This is a genomic window from Microcoleus sp. T2B6, from assembly GCF_036700475.1.
Lineage (GTDB): Bacteria > Cyanobacteriota > Cyanobacteriia > Cyanobacteriales > Microcoleaceae > Microcoleus.
Genome location: NZ_JAUBOZ010000017.1, coordinates 69893 through 89074 on the forward strand (window position 1 = coordinate 69893; position 19182 = coordinate 89074).

Annotated in this window: 21 protein-coding genes; 10 read left to right on the forward strand and 11 right to left on the reverse strand. The window is 46.0% G+C overall.

The features are described 5' to 3' along the window. Positions 1–94: 94 nt before the first annotated feature. The 4 genes from QUA00_RS10335 to QUA00_RS10350 form a co-directional block, all read right to left on the reverse strand. Positions 95–607, reverse strand: a complete 513-nt coding sequence (locus QUA00_RS10335) for a hypothetical protein (protein ID WP_333409538.1) — start codon at positions 605–607, stop codon at positions 95–97. 116 nt (positions 608–723) lie between these two features. Next, complete coding sequence (locus tag QUA00_RS10340) at positions 724–1167, reverse strand: hypothetical protein (protein ID WP_333409539.1); 444 nt, start codon at positions 1165–1167, stop codon at positions 724–726. 77 nt (positions 1168–1244) lie between these two features. Continuing rightward, positions 1245–1427: a CsbD family protein gene (locus QUA00_RS10345; RefSeq protein WP_006632074.1), complete on the reverse strand. Its 183-nt coding sequence runs from the start codon at positions 1425–1427 to the stop codon at positions 1245–1247. 386 nt (positions 1428–1813) lie between these two features. Beyond that, positions 1814–2020 carry a hypothetical protein gene (locus tag QUA00_RS10350; protein ID WP_333409540.1) on the reverse strand — a complete coding sequence of 69 codons (207 nt, stop codon included), beginning with the start codon at positions 2018–2020 and terminating at the stop codon, positions 1814–1816. Between the two features lie 973 nt (positions 2021–2993). On the opposite strand from QUA00_RS10350, the gene QUA00_RS10355 reads away from it, so the two are divergent. Next, entirely contained in the window at positions 2994–4259 is a 1266-nt protein-coding gene (locus tag QUA00_RS10355) for a transposase (RefSeq protein ID WP_333409541.1), read from the forward strand. Between the two features lie 155 nt (positions 4260–4414). Beyond that, positions 4415–7345, forward strand: coding sequence for an urea ABC transporter substrate-binding protein (urtA, locus tag QUA00_RS10360; RefSeq protein WP_333409542.1), 2931 nt, complete (start codon positions 4415–4417; stop codon positions 7343–7345). Between the two features lie 277 nt (positions 7346–7622). Here urtA and QUA00_RS10365 read toward each other — a convergent pair whose 3' ends face one another. Next, on the reverse strand, positions 7623–8105 hold the full coding sequence (locus QUA00_RS10365) for a hypothetical protein (protein WP_333409543.1): 483 nt from the start codon (positions 8103–8105) through the stop codon (positions 7623–7625). A gap of 180 nt (positions 8106–8285) precedes the next feature. Between QUA00_RS10365 and uvrB the strand changes: the two genes are divergently transcribed. Genes uvrB through QUA00_RS10385 form a run of 4 tightly spaced genes read left to right on the forward strand, consistent with a single transcriptional unit; the run spans position 8286 to position 11377 of the window. Further along, positions 8286–10298, forward strand: coding sequence for an excinuclease ABC subunit UvrB (uvrB, locus tag QUA00_RS10370; protein WP_333306602.1), 2013 nt, complete (start codon positions 8286–8288; stop codon positions 10296–10298). 16 nt (positions 10299–10314) lie between these two features. Continuing rightward, positions 10315–10548: a DUF433 domain-containing protein gene (locus tag QUA00_RS10375; RefSeq protein WP_445305732.1), complete on the forward strand. Its 234-nt coding sequence runs from the start codon at positions 10315–10317 to the stop codon at positions 10546–10548. Then, positions 10545–10907: a DUF5615 family PIN-like protein gene (locus QUA00_RS10380; RefSeq protein WP_333141537.1), complete on the forward strand. Its 363-nt coding sequence runs from the start codon at positions 10545–10547 to the stop codon at positions 10905–10907. The genes QUA00_RS10375 and QUA00_RS10380 overlap by 4 nt, the downstream gene beginning before the upstream one ends. 56 nt (positions 10908–10963) lie before the next feature. Then, positions 10964–11377, forward strand: a complete 414-nt coding sequence (locus tag QUA00_RS10385) for a DUF2281 domain-containing protein (RefSeq protein ID WP_333409544.1) — start codon at positions 10964–10966, stop codon at positions 11375–11377. Positions 11378–11401: 24 nt separating this feature from the next. Here QUA00_RS10385 and QUA00_RS10390 read toward each other — a convergent pair whose 3' ends face one another. The 3 genes from QUA00_RS10390 to QUA00_RS10400 form a co-directional block, all read right to left on the reverse strand. After that, entirely contained in the window at positions 11402–11779 is a 378-nt protein-coding gene (locus tag QUA00_RS10390; protein WP_333214479.1) for a type II toxin-antitoxin system PemK/MazF family toxin, read from the reverse strand. Further along, positions 11763–12443, reverse strand: a complete 681-nt coding sequence (locus tag QUA00_RS10395; protein ID WP_333409545.1) for a DUF433 domain-containing protein — start codon at positions 12441–12443, stop codon at positions 11763–11765. Before QUA00_RS10395 ends, QUA00_RS10390 begins: the two co-directional genes overlap by 17 nt. Before the next feature lie 87 nt (positions 12444–12530). After that, entirely contained in the window at positions 12531–12839 is a 309-nt protein-coding gene (locus QUA00_RS10400; RefSeq protein WP_333409546.1) for a hypothetical protein, read from the reverse strand. Between the two features lie 366 nt (positions 12840–13205). Between QUA00_RS10400 and QUA00_RS10405 the strand changes: the two genes are divergently transcribed. After that, complete coding sequence (locus QUA00_RS10405; RefSeq protein WP_333409547.1) at positions 13206–13691, forward strand: helix-turn-helix domain-containing protein; 486 nt, start codon at positions 13206–13208, stop codon at positions 13689–13691. A gap of 180 nt (positions 13692–13871) precedes the next feature. Here the strand turns inward: QUA00_RS10405 and QUA00_RS10410 are convergent, their stop codons facing one another. The 3 genes from QUA00_RS10410 to QUA00_RS10420 all read right to left on the reverse strand — a co-directional run bounded on the left by QUA00_RS10410 (position 13872) and on the right by QUA00_RS10420 (position 15975). Further along, positions 13872–14396, reverse strand: coding sequence for a hypothetical protein (locus tag QUA00_RS10410; protein ID WP_333409548.1), 525 nt, complete (start codon positions 14394–14396; stop codon positions 13872–13874). Further along, positions 14389–14832, reverse strand: a complete 444-nt coding sequence (locus QUA00_RS10415) for a hypothetical protein (RefSeq protein WP_333141548.1) — start codon at positions 14830–14832, stop codon at positions 14389–14391. The genes QUA00_RS10410 and QUA00_RS10415 overlap by 8 nt, the downstream gene beginning before the upstream one ends. A gap of 105 nt (positions 14833–14937) precedes the next feature. After that, on the reverse strand, positions 14938–15975 hold the full coding sequence (locus tag QUA00_RS10420; RefSeq protein WP_333409549.1) for an NADP(H)-dependent aldo-keto reductase: 1038 nt from the start codon (positions 15973–15975) through the stop codon (positions 14938–14940). Between the two features lie 196 nt (positions 15976–16171). Between QUA00_RS10420 and QUA00_RS10425 the strand changes: the two genes are divergently transcribed. From QUA00_RS10425 to QUA00_RS10435, 3 genes are all read left to right on the forward strand, one after another. Beyond that, the gene (locus QUA00_RS10425) at positions 16172–17332 is read left to right on the forward strand and encodes a DegT/DnrJ/EryC1/StrS family aminotransferase (protein ID WP_333409550.1); all 1161 of its coding nucleotides are present in this window, start codon (positions 16172–16174) and stop codon (positions 17330–17332) included. A gap of 149 nt (positions 17333–17481) precedes the next feature. Then, positions 17482–18357 (forward strand): cyanoexosortase B, encoded by an 876-nt coding sequence (crtB, locus tag QUA00_RS10430; RefSeq protein WP_333409561.1) that lies wholly within the window; start codon positions 17482–17484, stop codon positions 18355–18357. Continuing rightward, on the forward strand, positions 18357–19076 hold the full coding sequence (locus QUA00_RS10435) for a cyanoexosortase B system-associated protein (RefSeq protein ID WP_333409551.1): 720 nt from the start codon (positions 18357–18359) through the stop codon (positions 19074–19076). Before crtB ends, QUA00_RS10435 begins: the two co-directional genes overlap by 1 nt. Positions 19077–19182: the final 106 nt, after the last annotated feature.

Consider the following 19182-nt stretch of genomic DNA (forward strand, 5'->3'; position numbering starts at 1 on the left):
ACGAGATATAAAAAATAAAAGGACGATCGCCCGAGCGATCGTCCTTTTATTTGCTGCACGTATTATCCGCTTTTAGGCTTGTCTGAATCCAAGATTATTTGCGGTTGTTGAGCCATTTAGCAGCAACTATTCCCAAAATACCAGCAACAACGGGATTTCCCAAAAACTTCATCAAACTAGGCTGTTCGGCCAGCACTTCTCGGAAAATATCCGGGTGATTGTGATAGGTGAACGAGGCTAACTTGGTAACATCGTCAGCATTCATGCGGCTGGCGTGGTGGGTAGAAAGTCCTAGCTGCTTTTCCAATTGGCGATCGTCCAATCCTCTCTTGCCCAAATGCTTGAAGAATTCCCGCGCTACATCGTCGCGTTCATTTGGCTTAATTTGGGCGATCGCCTTTTGCAATTCCGGTTCCAACTGAGCCGGCGGGAGCGAGTCGTGATTCAGGGAACGCCCGAATAATTGTTTGCGCTGAGCAGGCGAAGTTCTCTGAGCAAAATCGTCAAAGTTTTCGTAATCTTCACCAGTTGTCTGCGGCATCATTTCTCGATCGCCCTGGGCTAAATCGTTCATGATTTGACGCTTGTAATTATCGCTGCTACTCATGGTAACTCTCTTCCAATCTACACAACATTTCAGTCTTAAATTGAGATTGTTTCGCCTTCAAAAAACTGCGGAATATTAAACCGCCACGCGGCTATCATTTAAGCTTGCTAACTCGGTCAAGACTTGTATTCAATCTGATTTGATTGCTGGTCGTACTTAGCAGTCAGAATCAACTTTTTGTCAGGAGCGTAAACCAAAACACTTACATCCTGATTAGGGAAATTGCGGTGAAAACCTTGTGCTAAAGATTTCGCCAAATCTTTCACTTCTGTCGGGCGGACTTGCGGGGTAATTACAACTCCCAATTTGTTATTGTCGCGCACGTAAGCATCCTGAACCAGGCCCTGAGCCGTCTTTGTTACCCATTGACCAAAATCTTGACCTGCGGCGGTATTGCCCCGTTCTAGCTGCGCGTAATAACCCTGACTGCCACCAATTGCTACAGGTGCATCACTCGGTTTTTGGGCTGAAACGCTGGGCGAGCAGGCAGTAGTAACTGCCAGCATTAATACCAAAAGTACGCCCACAATTATTTTGCGACTCTGCTGCAATAAACTCACCTTTTTTCCTCCGTTCAGAAAACATTTGGCATACTTGAAAGGGTCAGGTTGCTCGACCCTCTCAATTAGTATTAGGCTTAGTCTAATTTCTTTTTGAGCTCATCTTTTACATCTTCGATCGCGTGACCAGCTTCAGCTTTTGCCTGCTTGGCTTTGCCTTCTGCTTTATCCTTCGGGTCGCCAGTAACATTGCCTAGGGCTTCTTGAGCAGCGCCTGCGATGTTGTTGCCAGTTGCCTTTGCTCTATCTTCAGTGCTCATTGGTTTCTCCCTATCTGTATCTAATCAGACATTTTTTACTTTATAAACTCATCATAGGTAACTAGGAGCTGCGTTGCACTCTACCTCTAGGAAGAAAGAATGAAGAAAAAATGAAGAGGGAACATGGAAGAGGGAAAAATTATTTTTCAATTTTAGACGGACTGCCACTTTTATACTTACTTACCGGCTTTTTTTACCGTTTCTGCGGGCGGCAATCAAGTATATTTGTAAAAAAAAAACTGCTGGAGGGTCGCCCGTGCGTCCAAAACTATTTTTTTCAACCCAAAATAATTTATAATTTTAAATTTTTATTTAATACTGCCTTAAAAAGGCGGGTGTGGGCAAGACCGCATCTTACCCACACCCGAACAAATTTCGTATTAGTTTTAATTTACCTGGTGATGACATTCTTCATCTATTCTGTCCTGAAGTTCTTCTTTCAACTGTTCGACAGCCCGCATAGTTTGAGCATTTTCTTTTTTTTGCTGACCGAGGGCTTTTTCTGTTTCCTCGCCGAGCAAGGTTTCCTTTGATTTTGGTAGCGTTACTTGATTTTCGCTGCCAGTCTGGGTCGCATTTTCTTCAATATTCATCAGAAATATGGGTTAGAAACCCCGTCTTTTTAGGACGGCTTTACATTGAGTTAAAACTTTTGTGGGGTGGAGGGGTATGGTTGCCCCTCCGGCGAGGTATGGTTGCCTCAATCTCCTTTCGGAGTAAAGTTAGCTTCGCCAATGTTTTAAGAGCTTGTTAGGCTGAAAGCACTGTCCCCGTGACCTTAGAACTGTTTAACCTTCAGCGACAGAGCAAGGAACTAGCTACGCATTCTCCCGGTGTCGTGACTCAAAAAACGTAGTCAGTTAAGACTTAGGCTGGTCAGAACGGCTTGTCAGATTTCTCTTTCAAGCCTCATGCCTTCAGGCTGAGGTTCCTGACTTGTCTTGACCCTATTGTTTGCAAAATTTATTTTTAACAAGGCTAGTTACAAGTTAACCTTATATTTATAATAACGCCAATGACGAAGCCGTCCCTCTCCCTGAAGATAGATAGGAGCTGGAGAAGAGTTTTTAGTTTTAAAGTAAGAGAAATTAGGGAGACTTCCATCTGCCGGAAGAAAGATATGGGAAGGGGAAGAGTGCGTGAGTGCATGAGATTGCTTGGTGAGTCGCAAGGCGCGGGCAGTGAATGAGTAGGGGAGAGGGAGGAGGGGGGACAATTTTTCTGCGGGGCGCGCGATGGCATTAAGTGTCGAATGTTGTTGGATGAGGCTCTTTGGACATCGGTAAAAGATCAAGAGAGAAATGGGAGGCAATTTAGCTAGCCAGACGGGAATCCCCACACGCTTGTCGCTTCGATTAGTGTGGGATGAAAGTCGCGTTTCGCTGTGGATTCCACCGTCAACCAATTCAAAACTATGTTTTGAGCGGTGGGCGGGTGGATGACGAGACAAACAAACTCTTTATTTAATGGGTCTATTTTCTCCTTTGTACTTGACAGTAAATAACGCATTCTGGTACAGTAACACTAATTGATGCGTACCGACTGCGATCCAATATTTGCCAATTAATGAGAACGGCTTACCAGTACAAACTACGTCCAACAAAACAGCAAGTCATTGAGCTAGACAGATGGCTATCCATGCTGTCTGCCCAATACAATTACCTGTTGGCTGATAGATTTAATTGGTACGCACAAAATCGCTCTCCTGTTAACGCCTGCAATCTCGTCTGTTACCTACCTGAACTGCGAGACAATCCCGATTATTGCTCGCAAAAGAAAACGTTACCTCAACTCAAGAAAACAAATCCTTGGTATAGCGAAATATATTCGCAAGTCCTTCAGGATGTAGTTAAGCGAGTTAAGACAACATTTGACCGTTTCCTAAAAGGTGATAGCAGCGGAAAACGCAGCGGAAAACCTCGATTCAAAGCTCGCAGCCGCTATCGCACCTTTACTTATCCGCAAATGAAAGAGGGATGCTTACAGGGCAACTTGATTAACTTGCCGATGTTTGGGAAAGTTAAAGTTGTCTTGCACCGTCCTATCCCTGACGGGTTCAAAATCAAAACCGCATCTGTCACCAAGAAAGCTGATGGTTATTACCTTACGCTCTCCCTAGAAGACAAGACAGTTCCAGAGATAAAGCCAGACTTTAATCCTCGCTCGATAACAGGTATTGACGTGGGATTGAAGGAGTTTTTGACAACATCTGAAGGCGAAACAGTCGCCCCGCCCCAATATTACCGTAAAGAACAAAAATGCTTGCGAACTATTCAAAAGCGAGTGTCACGTCGCAAAAAGGGGAGCAATAGCAGGCTTAAAGCTATTAAGCAACTGGGCAGACAACACAAGAAGGTGGCAGATAAAAGAAAAGATTTCCACTTCAAGACAGCTAATTGGCTGCTGTCAAAATATGACGTAATCGCACACGAGGATTTAAACATCAAAGGTCTAGCTCGTACAAGGTTGGCTAAATCTGTGTTGGACGCTGGGTGGTCAAGTTTTCTGTCGATACTGACAAACAAAGCCGAAAACGCGGGTTTGTTGGTTGTCCCAGTAAGTGCCCATAATACTTCACAAGATTGTTCTAATTGCGGCGAGAAAGTACCAAAAAAGCTGCATATTCGTTGGCATGACTGTCCTCACTGTGGGTGCAGTCTAGACCGTGACCATAATGCCGCAATAGTAATCAAAAATAGAGCGGTGGGGCAACCCGTTCTTAAAGCTCAGTTAATGTCCTATGCAATAGCAGGAGTCACCCAGATGCCTACACCAATGGTGACAGCTTGTGTTGGTGTAGGAGTTGTCACTGCAGACTTAAGTCAGATGTAGAGCAGTTTGACGGTTAAAATCAACAGGGTGCAGCAATTCCCAAGTTTGGTGGCGATCGGCTTAAATAATCTGCTAAACAAGAGTTAGCCTCAAGGCTAACCTCCAGCAGGATCGAACTAAAATTTCTGTTATTAGTAAAAATTATCTAAAACCCTATGGGAGCAAGGAGCAGTAACCCTCTCGAAGCAGCCGGCCCGACTCGTGAGCCGATCAAAATAGGCGTTTTGCATTCCCTGACGGGCACGATGTCCATCAGCGAAATTTCAGTTAAAGATGCGACGCTGTTGGCTGTTGAGGAAATTAATGCGGCGGGAGGGGTGCTCGGACGCCCCTTGGAAGCGGTTATAGAAGATGGAGCCAGCGATTTGCAAACTTTTGCTCAAAAAGCTAAGCAATTGCTCCTAGAAGCGCAGGTGGCGGTGGTATTTGGCTGTTGGACTTCGGCGAGCCGCAAAGCTGTACAGCCGGCTTTCGAGCACGGCAGTGGGTTGCTGTTCTATCCGGTGCAGTATGAGGGGCTAGAACAGTGTCCGAATATTTTCTACACTGGTGCTGCCCCGAACCAACAGATTGTGCCTGGGGTGAATTACTTGCTGGCACAGGGGAAGCGGAAAATTTTCCTGTTGGGTTCGGATTATATCTTTCCCCGCACGGCAAATCTGATTGTGAAAGCTCAACTGGCGGCACTGGGGGGAGATTTGGCGGGGGAAGTTTATCTGCCGCTGGGTTCGAGGGAAGTGGGCGAGGCGATCGCACATATCTTAGCAGTGAAACCAGATGCTATTCTCAACACTCTCAACGGCGACAGCAATGTGGCTTTTTTCCAAAAGTTGCGGGAAGCTGGCTTGAAACCCGATGATTTGCCGGTGATGTCGGTCAGCGTAGCAGAAGAGGAAGTGCGGGCGATCGGCCCGTCCAATATTGCCGGACATTTGGTGGTTTGGAACTATTTTCAAACGGTGGATACACCGGAAAATCGTAAATTTGTTAAGGCTTATAAAGCCCGATACGGGGAAAATCGAGTCACGGATGACCCGATCGAAGCTGCTTATTTGGGCGTTTACCTGTGGAAGCAAGCAGTAGAAAAAGCTGGTTCGACAAATGTGGTTAAAGTCAGGGCGGCTGCTAAAAATATTGAGTTTGCAGCGCCTTCGGGCAAGGTAAAAATAGATGCCCAAACTCAGCATATCTGGAAAACAGTGCGGATTGGCAAGGTGAGGGTGGACGGTCAAATTGAGGAGATTTGGAATTCCGGCGCACCGGTGCAGCCAGATCCTTTTCTCAAGGGCTATCCTTGGGCGGCGGCACTTGCTACGAGGGGGATTTCTCTGGGAACTCGGGCGTCTTTGATCGGGCTGTTTGTGATCTTGGTACTGATAACTTGGATGGCGGTGGGAGTCGGGTGGATGGGTTCTGTGGATATGAAGAACTATTTGCTGGCAATAGAGGCTGCCTCAGCTCCGGCGGCGGGGGTTTCTGAGGCAGCAATGGCGGTGCTGGTGCAGCAAAGTCTCTTGGTGGCGAGCCGCACTCAGCACTGGCTGCTGGCAGCTTTGGGTTTGAGTTTGATCGCGGGGATAGTGGCTTTTGTGTCGGTGTCGGCAATTATTCGGAATCTCGGCTTGCTGCGGGAAACTGCCGAACAGATGGCGAGCGGTGATTTGACGGCTCGATCGCCTGTGGTTTGTAATGACGCGATCGGGGTGCTATCTTCTACTCTCAATACAATGGCTCAGCAAATTAGCAGTTTGCTCAACGGTTTGGAGGTGCGGCAGCGGCAGCTAGAGGAACGATCGGAGGAATTGGAAGTCGCTAAGAATGCTGCGGAAGCTGCCAACCGGGCGAAAAGCACTTTTTTGGCAAATATGACTCACGAGTTGCGGACGCCCTTGAATGCGATTATCGGCTACAGCGAGCTGCTGCAAGAAGAGGCTCTGGAACTCGGCGAAGAAGAGTTTGTCATGGATTTGGCAAGCATTAATATGGCAGGCAAGCAGTTGCTCAACATTATTAGTGACATCCTGGATATTTCTAAAATTGAAGCAGGGAAGGTGACTCTTTTCTTGGAGACTTTTGAGGTGTTGGATTTGATCGAGCAGGTTGTCACTACTGTTCAACCCATGCTAGCGAAAAATGGCAACACTTTGATCGTCAAGTGCGATCGCAATATTGGCACGATATACGCTGATTCGGGGAAGCTGCGACAAGCGCTGTTAAATTTGGCGAGCAATGCTGCTAAGTTTACCGAACAAGGCAAAATTACGATTAATGTTTGGAAGGAAGAAGGGGAGGTTTTGCCGATGGGCAATTATTCCGAAGAACTCTCGGCAGATCGTTCTCGGCGTCAACAGCCTTCGATCGTCTTTCAAGTAACCGATACCGGCATCGGCATGACTGAGGATCAGGTGTCGAGGCTGTTCGGAGCTTTCGCTCAAGCGGACGATTCTACTACCCGAAAATACGGCGGCACCGGTTTGGGGCTGACAATTAGCCGGAAGTTTTGCCAGATGATGGGTGGGGACATTACGGTTGAGAGCGAGTTTGATGGCGGTTCTAGTTTTACGATCCGGTTGCCGATTGCGGTTGCAAGCCCGAAAGAAGCGCAGGACGATCGAGAAATCCAAGAAATTCAGGCAGAGTATTCCGAGGAGTTAGACACGAGTGCAGCGGCGACTCAAGCGAAGCAAAAAGCAGTGCGATCGCAACCGCTGGATCTGCCGGATGCTGCTACTGTGCTGGTGATTGACGACGATCCAGACGCGCGGGATTTGATGACTCGCTGCTTGTCGAAAGAGGGATTTCGGGTGCGATCGTCGGCTAGCGGTCAAGGGGGGCTTCTGTTGGCTAAGGAGTTGCTGCCGGACGCGATAATTCTGGACGTGATGATGCCGAGTATGGACGGCTGGGCGGTGCTGTCGGCATTGAAAGCCGATCAAGATTTGGTTGAGATTCCGGTTATTATGATCACTTTTTTGGACGACAAAAATCAGGGTTTGGAATTGGGAGCGGCGGAGTATTTGAGGAAGCCTGTGGATTACAAGCGCTTTGCTGCTTTATTGAGTAAATATCAGAGTCTGGGGAAGTAGTTAGTTGACGGTTGACGGTTGACGGTTGACTGTTGACTGTTGTTATTGCTTATTTGTTAGCTGCTACTAATAAGCAATAAGCATAGCACTGCTTGGTTTAATGAGGTACGTCTGGTAATTAGTAATTGGTAATTGGTAGTGGCGTACTTCACTTACTTTAGAACTGCTATTACAACTAATAACTACTGCTAACAGTCAACGGTCAACTGACAACGGTCAACTGACAACGGTCAACTGACAACGGTCAACGGTCAACTGACAACAGTCAACTGTCAATTTAATCTAAGAAGCCCATTAATGTCGAGCTATCGTCAATTTCGTTTGAGGCAATAGGGCGGTTTCCTCCCATTGTGGAGTAAACTTCATCAATGTGAAGAGTGCTCATGCCAATAGGGCGGGCACCGGACATACTGAACATTTCACTGACTTGCATGGCGCTGGAACCGATCGGGCGATTGCCGAGTGTAGCAACCACTTCAAAGTCGCTGGATTCGACTGGGCGATTGCCTACAATGCCGTAGGTTTCGCTGAGGTGCAGGGTGCTAGTGCCGATCGGGCGGTTCCCCGATATCGAGACGGTCTCGCTGATGGTAAAATCGTCAGGGCCGACGGGGCGGTTGTCATGCATGAGTTGAGGCCGATAAAGTTGAATTCCTGTTGCTTTGGCATCCGTGGGTTCTGTCGCTTGGCTTTTGGAACTGCCTTTGCCGCGGCGGGCGATCGCTTTGCCTTTGCCTGTACCTGTGCTGCGCGTATCCATAATTCTTTTCCTCGCTTATTGCTGTTGATTGCTGGGTTCGGACAACTGCTTTACTTGGCTTTCTGCTTGCTATTTCGGCCGATGATTAAAATAATATTACAAAGTCTAACTATTTTTTTAACGAAATTGCAGAATCTCTGCATTTTTGTTAAGATTTATGGGTAATAGCTACATTTTCCTATGGTAACTGCGGCAGCATCTTTTCAATTGCAAGCGCCCTTCCAGCCCACAGGCGACCAACCGCTAGCGATCGCCCAACTCGTCAAAGGCATCGAAGCCGGGGATCGATTTCAAACCTTACTCGGTGCCACAGGTACGGGCAAAACCTTCTCCATTGCCTCGGTGATTGAAAAAATCGGCAGACCCACCTTAGTTCTAGCACACAACAAAACCCTGGCAGCTCAACTGTGCAACGAACTGCGAAATTTTTTCCCGAACAATGCAGTCGAATACTTTGTCAGTTATTACGACTACTACCAACCTGAAGCATACATCGCCGTCACCGATACTTTCATTGAGAAAACGGCAGCAATTAACGACGAGATAGATATGCTGCGGCACTCCGCCACGCGCTCGCTCTTTGAACGCCGCGACGTGATTGTAGTTGCTTCAATTAGCTGCATCTACGGTTTGGGAATGCCGGCAGAATACCTGAAAGCTGCTATTCCTTTGCGAGTAGGAATGGAAGTCAACCAGCGGCAAGTTTTGCGAGATTTAGTAAACGTCCAATACAGCCGCAACGATATAGATTTAGGCAGAGGCAAATTTCGCGTCAAAGGCGATGTTTTGGAAATAGGCCCCGCTTACGAAGATAGAATTATTCGCGTTGAATTCTTCGGGGATGAAATCGATGCTATTCGCTACGTTGACCCCGTAACAGGTAAAATTCTGCAAAGTTCAACGGCTTTAAATATCTATCCAGCGCGCCACTTTGTCACGGCAGAAGATAAATTAGAGGCAGCTTGCCAAGGAATAGAGCTCGAATTAGAAGACCGACTGGCAGAATTTGAAAAAGAGGGTAAACTATTAGAAGCTCAGCGGTTGGAACAGCGCACGCGCTACGATTTGGAAATGCTGCGCGAGGTAGGTTACTGCAACGGAGTCGAGAATTATTCGCGGCATTTAGCAGGGAGAAATGCGGGGGAACCGCCGGAATGTTTGATTGATTATTTCCCGAAAGATTGGATGTTGGTGATAGATGAATCTCACGTCACAGTGCCGCAAATTCGGGGGATGTACAACGGCGACCAAGCGCGCAAAAAAGTATTGATCGAACACGGTTTTCGCTTGCCCAGCGCGGCAGATAACCGCCCTTTAAAAGCAGAGGAATTCTGGGCAAAAGAGAATCAGTGCATCTTTGTTTCTGCTACGCCTGGGGATTGGGAAATGGAGATATCTGAAGGCAGAGTTGCAGAGCAAGTAATTCGCCCTACCGGAGTAATAGATCCGACTATTTTCGTGCGCCCGACGGAAGGACAAATTGATGATTTGTTGGGGGAAATTAAGGAGAGAGTAAGTCGGGACGAGCGAGTTTTGGTGACGACTTTAACCAAGCGGATGGCGGAAGATTTAACAGAATATTTGCAGGAAAGGGGAATTAGAGTGCGGTATTTGCACTCGGAAATTCAGTCGATTCAACGCATCGAAATTATCCAAGATTTGCAGGATGGTAAGTTTGATGTATTGATTGGTGTTAACTTGCTGCGCGAAGGTTTGGATTTGCCGGAAGTCTCGCTGGTGGTAATTTTGGATGCGGATAAAGAGGGGTTTTTGCGATCGGGACGTTCGTTGATTCAAACGATTGGAAGGGCGGCGCGGCACGTTCAGGGACAGGCTATTTTGTACGCGGATAATTTGACGGATAGTATGGTTAAGGCGATCGACGAAACGGATCGACGCCGGGGGATTCAGCTAGCGTACAATAAGATGCACGGGATTACGCCGCAGCCGATCGCGAAAAAGCGATCAAGTAATGCGATTTTGGCATTTTTGGATGTGTCGCGCAAGCTGAATTCTCAGCAGTTGGAGGAGGTTTACGAACAGGTAAACGAGTTATCTTTGGATGAGATTCCTCAGTTGATCGGGCGGTTGGAAGCGCAGATGAAGGCGGCGGCTAAGAAGTTGGAGTTTGAGGAGGCGGGTAAATTGCGCGATCGGATTAAGCATTTGCGGGATAAGCTATTGGGACATTAAGGAAGAGTGGGAGGATATGATGTTCGATCGCATTACCTTCGATCCAAAAATTATGGGAGGAAGAGCTTGCATTCGAGGAATGCGAATTACTGTTTCTTTGGTAGTGAGTTTAGTAGCAAATGGGATGAGTGTACAGGAAATTTTGGCAGCTTATCCTTATTTGGAAGCTGAGGATATTAAAGCTAGTCTCCAGTATGCGGCATTTTTGACGAACGAGCAAATTCGTCCATTTAGCGGGACTCCAGCATGAAATTTTTGGCAGACATGGGTGTGTCTCCTGTAACGGTGCTTGCACTGCGCCAGCAGGGATATAATGCTGTACACTTAAATGAGCAAGGATTGGAGCGTTTGCCCGATTCTGAGATCCTGGAAAAAGCACGCCAAGAGCAACGAATTGTTTTAACTTTTGACCTGGATTTTGGCGAGCTTTTGGCTATCAGTTCTCAATCTCTTCCAAGTGTGATTATTTTTAGACTGCAAACCACTATTCCAGTGTTTGTTAGTGCTAGATTGCTGGCTGTTTTGTCAGAGTGCGGTGAAGATTTGGAAACAGGTGCGATTGTGACAGTGGAAGATAATCGTTATCGAGTACGGCGACTTCCTATTTAGAGTAGGAAAGTGCGATCGTATTCAGCATTTGTGCAATAAACGGTTGGGAGACAGCAATGAGCAAGTTTCAATTATTCGATGCAGTTAATTTAACCGAAGCAGTCGCCCTCGCTGATGGCGAGATTGCACCGCCAGAAACAGCCGGAGCAATTGTTGAGGTTTTCAAGAATGGTGAAGCTTATTTAGTAGAATTATTTGGGGGATGGGTGAAAGCAGAAGTTGGCGGGGATTTTGTTCCTGCAACTGAGGATGAACCGGGCGCATTTATGGAAACGATAGGTGTTGAAACAGTTTATCCGCATCAGTTGCAATTAATAAAATCTGCCGACGAAATGATGGGGATTCGAGAGCATTTACTGTCGGTTTTAAATAATTTACCTGACGAGTTAGTGGCTGAAGTCTGTGATTTTGCGGAGTTTTTGCAGGAAAAACAGCAAAAAGTGCGATCGCCCCAAACACCTGCAAGATAAACTGCTAGGTAATGAAGGGATAATTCAAAAGCCAAACATCGCTTTTAGTCCATTTGCGATCGGCTGATACTCTTCTGCGGTTAAGTCTCCTCGGTAGCCCAAAACACGCTTTATGTCCACAGCACGTATTTGATCCAGCAACACTGTAGAGTCATAGCGTATGTTTCCCATTCCAGCCTGAAGCTGCGGATATAGCGTTGAGTTTCGTGTCGCCCAATCTCCTTGTTGTGTCGTCAAGGGAACGACTATTACCAACGAAAACCGCGTTATCCCTGTGACATTTGGCAAAGCTACAATTACCGCAGGTCGAGTGTTTTCCTGTTCGCGACCGGGGGGAATTTGAGCCGGGAAGTTAACTAGCACCACGGCCCTCACCTGCAAAAAATTAGGTAGCTGACTCACAAATTTTCTCTACCTTTTTATTGCCAATGTCGATCGGATTTGTTTCTTGAATTCGCCATTTAGCATAGGCGATAACTTCTTTAAAGTCTGCTTCTTCAAGTTCTGGATAAGTTTGGCGTATTTCTGCTGTCGAATAGTGAGACGCCATCATTGAGATGATAGTTTCAACAGTTATGGGTAAGTTGCGAATGCAAGGTTTTCCCGCCATGAATTCTGAATCGCAGGTAATTCTAGTAAATGGCTGGATATCTTCTTTACTATTCGTTGCACTTTCATTGTCCAGAATTACTATTCCAACTCCCGGAATAAAACGCACAGGCTTTGTGCCTTCGAGGGGGTCTACATCTCCCCAATCATAGGGGGGAATTTCATTATCGATGAGGTAAAGTTGGCGCCAAGGCGATTTTGCCAATTCTTCTTCGGAAATGTCAGGAAAAAATATTAGCACTTCTGCGATGCCAACTGGAAAACCATTGAGTTTGCTCAAGCCATCTATAATGGCGGCTAGGACGGATAAGTCTAGGTGGCTGAGGTTTTCGGCTTTTTCGATCAGTTGGTATACGGTTTCAGGATTGAGTGTTTCGCCCACTGCTTCGACTAAGTTTTCGGGGGTGAAACCTCGACATTTCAAGTATTCGGCTAGTTGTAAGCGAATTGTACTCATGGGTTTAGTTGAGAAAGATTTTAGGGTGAAGTGCGATCGCCTTTTACCATTTTCCTATTTTTTGGATGGGAAGGGCGATCGTACTTTTTACCAGATTCCTAGCCTTTGGGCTGATTCGCGTTCCAAAGAGTCGGCTTTTGATAAACCATTGTTATCCCAGGAATCTGACTCATACTCCCATCCACGGTTTTTATCTTTCCGATCCTCATCCTCAGAGTGTAAGCGTTCTAAGGTAGTCACTCTGTCTTTAAGTTTTTGCAGATCGCGCTGAATGTCCGATGATGTAAGCTCTTGACTGTTTGGGTGCGACCCATAAACCATACGGGCTATCTCCAAACCATGAGGATGAGCGAGCAGCTTTTCGAGTAGCGATCGCGCGTGATTTTGTGGTATCATTGTTCTAAGTCTGTAAAAAAGAGCAGAATCTTTACAGTGGCCTGATGCATACGAGCGCAGCCACTCTAGGATTCGATATTACGAAAAATAGAAAACATTAGAGCGTCCTCCGACCTGGCAGTTTGAGGGCGTTTTGTTTTCTATTTTAAAACTGTAACACCTTTGAGCTGAATTGGCAAGATTACGTGCAGGAGTCTGTCGCAAAAATAAATGCACGACCGCAAGTCTATTACCTTGTAAGTGATATACCTTTTAGATACTTAAAAAAATAACCTTCTAAATATATAACCTGACTTACGCATCAAGTGCATATTACCTAGACATCAAGTGCATATGTTAACATATGCACTTGATGCACATAGGCTCATGCACATAAAACATATGTCGATCGAAAAAAATCACCAAGATGACGGGGAAGACTGGGATGAGTTGCTAATCGAGAATATTTTTTTGGGAGATGACTTGCCTAAACAGCCCCCCCAGCCCACGGATAAGAATCCCAAAAATGACTCACCCCTGCCGCTTGTCCATTCAGACCTGGACGAGTATGGTCTAGACCCCTACGAGTTCCGGCTCTATGCCCATGTTGTTCGCAGGACAGGAGGAAAACTCCACGGTGAGTGTTTTGCTAAACTGAAGAAAACAGCAGAAATCTGTCATATGAGCGTCAGAAAAGCCCAATATGCCCTAAAAACTCTGTGTGATGCGGGTTTAATACTGAAAGAACAGCGTAGGGGACGTACTGACGTGTACAGACTAACTCCCAAAAGCAACTGGAAGCCAAAAGAAGAACTCAAGCAGATTCGACAGAAAGCCAAAGAGTCTAAAGTTGAGGACTCAGAAGAAGAGTAAAATGCAAACAAGCTAAACCGTGGTACGGGCGGGACACCCGTACATCATCTGCGGTTAAAATATTCATTGACAACAAAAAGTGCGATCGCCTAATCCCAGCGCTGGGATTAGATTTTAAACAAGGTTAAAATATTCATTAACCACAAAAAGACCGATCGCCCAAAACACCACCAAAACCAACTACTTACTTAACACCACAGCATCCGTACTGCTAGCCAAACCCGGACTAATAAACTCCTCCTTCTCTTCCAGCGTGATGTAACCCTTATCTACAGCTAGCTGCATCACTTCCTGAAGAAAACCTCTGAGTACATCTAATACGTGAGTGCGATCGAACTCAAAATGCTTTTCCCAGCAGGAAGTTCCAAACTTGCTCAAAGTACAGCTAATGCGAGCGTCCGTAGGTAGCAACGTAATAATAAACCAACTCTCAGAAAAAGTTATTACTATTTTTTGACCTTGTGATAGCTTAGCAATTTCTTTGGGAAAGTTACTTTCAATCATCATACAAATATCGGGATCTAAAAATACCTCTTTTTGAGCGTCACCTATTTCTATAAAAACTTTATGGTTGTGTTCAAAGCAGAAACATCGCCATCCCATTTCAAAATCAGAAAGCTCCCCTAATGGATCTTCTGGAGGATCTGCCCAGTCTTCTAAGAAACGTTCTGCTAGTTGAAAATTAAATTTATGACTGCTATTCATGGCTGCTACTCCTATTTAATTGTCGCAGACTGACACCCTCAGCTATAGGATAACCACTATTGAGAGTTCCATCAAAATCCCTTTGAATAAAAGCGCGAGTGACGTTTTGAGTTATCCTTAGATCGGGATGGTAAACTCTACCTATAGGACGATGAAAATCAATAATGTATTCTCCTCGATATTTGGGTACTAATTGCTCGGCTACGATCCAATCCTCCGCATTTAGCCATTGTCCTTGGTCATCGTTAGTGCTTGCTGCTCTTCCGATCAATCTGTTGGCTTTCAGTTTAGGCCCATGATGGCGAGCAATATGATCGTAGGCTTTCATTGATTTAGAATTGTTCCACTGCGGTTCGGTTCCGCTACCTGTCCATTCACAACCGCTCCCAACTTCTCTGCTTGAATCTATTATAAACTGTTCGACAATTTCTGCCACTTCTCTATTTTATTGATTTGGACAACATACATGATATTAGAAAAGTGGTAAGTTGGGCGAAGTGAAACGTAGGGTTTGTTACCTCAACCCAACCTCCTAATAAACTTACGGTGTCGGATTCGGATACTTAGCGTGTACCGCATTGATTTCCGCTACGATATCCTTATCCAAATTCACCTCCAAACTACCGATATTTTCCTCCAACTGTTCGAGGCTTGTTGCACCGATAATTGTGCTAGTTACAAACCAGCGCGATCGCACATACGCCAAAGCCATCTGCGCCGGACTGATCCCATGTTTCCCCGCAATCTCAACATACGCTTTCACCGCATCATTCAGATTAGTTTTATCGTAACGCTGACCAAATCCAGCGAATAAAGCCAACCTAGAATTTTCGGGAATTCCATTCAAGTATTTACCCGTTAACAAGCCAAATCCCAAAGGACTGTAAGCCATCAATCCCACATTCTTAAAACGGCAAGTTTCTGCTAAATTTAGGTGAAAAGTCCGATTGCTCAAACTGAAAGCATTCTGAATCGAAACAACTTTCGGCAACCCGTGTTTTTCCGCCAACGTGCAAAACTCGCAAACTCCCCAAGGCGTCTCGTTACTCAAACCCAAATAGCGGATTTTTCCAGCTTTAATTAAGTCAGCAAATACCTCTAACTGTTCCAAAATCGGTACGGTTTCGTGTTCTTGGGCGATGTCGTAATCCGGCGCACCAAATAAGGGCACGTAGCGATCGGGCCAGTGGATCTGATACAGGTCGATGTAGTCAGTTTGCAAGCGCTTCAGGCTGTCATTCAGGGCTTTTTCGACATTTGGGCGATCGATCTGATTTTTCCCTTCCCGAATCCACTTTAATCGAGTGCTTCTGCCCGCCACTTTAGTCGCTATAATGACCTTATCCCGCTGCTGTTTCGCCAACCATTCCCCGATATATTCCTCTGTTTTCCCCTGAGTTTCCGCCTTCCCAGGGACAGGATACATTTCCGCCGTATCGATAAAGTTGATTCCTCTATCGATCGCAAAATCGAGCTGTTCGGCCGCTTCTGCAACGGTGTTCTGCTGGCCATAAGTCATCGTACCCAAACAGATTTCAGATACTGATAAATCGCTGTCGCCGAGTTTTTTGTATTCCATGATTTCGCTTGCTGGAAAATTATCTGATTCTATATTACAGAAAAACCTTGATTTAATTGACAACTCCATAAAAGTGCGCGATGCTTTCTCCTCTCTTCCTCTTTTCCTCTGCGCTCTCTGCGCCCTCTGCGGTAAAAAAAATTAAAATATATCCGCACCTAAATGTTAATATAAATAATTCGTATTCCTCTGATGTATGAGTAGTCGCCCACCAAAAGTTCCATTTGTCAACCTCTCCCTGCAACACCAACCAATCCAATCTCAAATAACAGAAACAATTGGAAAAATTATCGAGCAAGGAGATTTTATTTTAGGTCAAGCACTCGCCGAATTTGAAACAGCATTTGCAGCAGCTTCAGGAGTAAAATACGGCGTAGGAGTGGCTTGCGGAACAGATGCGATCGCTCTGGGACTCCAAGCTTGCGGCATTAATCCGGGCGACGAAATTATCATACCCGCTAACACTTTTATCGCCACCGCGATCGCCGTCCTCGAAGCCAAAGCTATACCTATTCTTGTAGATTGTGACCCGGAAACGGCCTTGATTGACCTCACAGCAGCCGAAACAGCAGTTACCTCGAAAACTAAAGCAATTATCCCCGTACACCTCTACGGTCAAATGGTATCGCCTCGGCAGCTTTTAGATTTTGCGAAGCGCCACGATTTAATCATATTTGAAGATGCCGCCCAAGCGCACTTAGCCCACAGAGAAGGATACCGCGCGGGTTCCATTGGAAAAGCAGCAGCATTCAGCTTTTATCCCAGCAAAAACCTCGGTTCTTTTGGCGACGGCGGGATGTTAATTACTAACGATGCAGAGCTCGCAGACAAAATGCGAACTCTCCGCAATTACGGAGCACCCAGCAAATATTTGCACACAGAAATTGGCAGCAACAGCCGCCTCGACAATTTGCAAGCCGCCGTGCTCAATGTTAAATTGCCTTACTTAGAAAAATGGAATCGCGATCGCACCGACGCTGCTCAACACTACAATACTTTACTAGCACCATTGAAACACAAAGGCATTGTACCGATCGCCAACCACAGCAGCAGCGGTCACATTTATCACCTCTATGTTATCCAAATTACTGAGAAAAGCTCGTTAGCGAAGCCCTCGAAGAGGATCGACCGCAACACCCTTCAGGAAAAACTCGCTCAACACGGCATTCAAACAGGTATACACTATCCCATACCTTGTCACCTGCAACCCGCCTACCAAAACTTAGGCAATCCGGGCGACTTTCCCCACGCAGAAACCCTGTGCCAACAAATTTTATCATTGCCAATGTATCCCGGATTGAGCAATACTCAGATCGAGCAAGTTGTTCGGGCGATCGTACTATCATTGAATTGCTAATTGTTCATCAAACTAATGCTGCAGGTGCTTCAAGCAGTAGGGTGCGGTTCTCAAAGCGTTTTTGTGGCGAATTAACAAATCTTTAACTGACAGTTCAAAACCCCAAAGCGTTGCGAATCCAGCGCGGCAATCTTAAAACTTCTCAAACCATGCACATCCAGCGCAAAATTCGCATTGTTTTCAAGCGATACCTCCTGGGAGAAAGTATCACGGTGCTCCTAGTGCTGCTGTACGCCCCCCTGCTAGTACATTGGTACGACGGCTGGTTGAACAAAAGCATCAGCCTCGAACACGAATATTTCAGCCACGGACTAATTGGTTTGCCCTACGCAGCTTATATTGCTTGGACGAACCGAAAGTGCTGGCGCAGCTTGCCCAACTCACCGCATCCTTTGGGAGGCTTTTTGCTGGTACTAGCCACGCTTTTTTATCTGAGTCGCTTGAGCGATTTAGTAAATTTATCCCTGCCCGTAATGCTGGCCAGCATTTGCTTATCTTTAAAAGGAATTCCCGGCTTACAATTGCAGGCGATGCCGCTTTTCTTCGTATTTCTGGCCTCGCCCAACCACATTCCTTACCTCATAGAACCCTACGCCTTGCCGTTGCAGCAATTCATTGCTGAAGCATCAGGCTGGATATTAATTAAGGTTGGTATCAACGTGAGAGTGGAAGAAATTTATCTGTACGTGAACGAGCGCATTGTAGAAGTTGCTCCACACTGTGCAGGCTTAAAAATGCTGTTTACCAGTCTTTATGTCAGCTTAATTCTGCTGGATTGGACGGGAGTTTGGAACTCTCGAAAAAAAAGCCTTTTGTTTTTAGTGAGTACATCCATTATTAGCATCACTTCCAACATTTTTCGCAATACTTTGCTAACTTACTTTCACGGAACCGACAGAGAGGCGCTTTTTACTTGGCTACACGCCGGATGGGGCGGAGATTTGTATTCTGCTTGTATACTAGGGTTATTGGTACTTGTCCTCAACGGGATGGAAAAGTATTTCCCAAGTCAGTCTGGCAATTAATGAAACAGATGATTTCAGCACAGAAACTACTGCGGCGGTATCAATTATCTAAAATTATGGTACTGGTGTTTTTGCTGGTATTGGTTGGGGCAGTAGCAATTCCCGGCTACGCGACGGGAAGGTGGCCTTGGACAAACCCGCCAACCCTTGCCAACCTCAAGCAATTAAGAAGTTTGCGCCAAAACGGGATAAAAATTCCTGGGTGGCAGGTTATAGCCGTTCAGAATAACGTCCAAATTGGCGCTCACAGATGGTTAGTTCAAGAAATTAAAAATGATCGAACAATTGCCCTTTTATTGCTGTTGCCTCAAAATTACGCCAAAAATCAGCCCCAAGTGGAATGGCTAGATATCGATGGATTTCACCGGTGGCAAACCGATTCTCATCGCACTTTGAGGTTTACAGTTAAATTAGCACCAATACCCGGCCAGCCACCGCCTAATGTCGAGGCGAGGTTTTTCCGAAGCTGGACTCCCCAACAAACTTTTGCTGTCGTGCAGTGGTACGCTTGGCCTAACGGGGGTTCTCCAGCAACCAGTCGCTGGTTTTGGGAAGACAGCATTGCTAGACTGTGGAACCGCCGCGCCTCTTGGGTTGCTGTCAGTATCATCCTTCCCATTCAACCGCAGGGCGACATTAAGATAGCTCAACCATTGCTGGAATCTCTCGGTGAAAGTGTCCAGGCTAAATTAATTACAGAAACTTTTCGCTTTCAGTAAGCAGGTAGGTGCAAATAAATCGGCCTAGGGGGTGGGCGGCTTTTGCCAAAATCAACTGCTTCCTAGTAAATATCCGGATTCAACTCGCCCCTAAAATATCTTATTG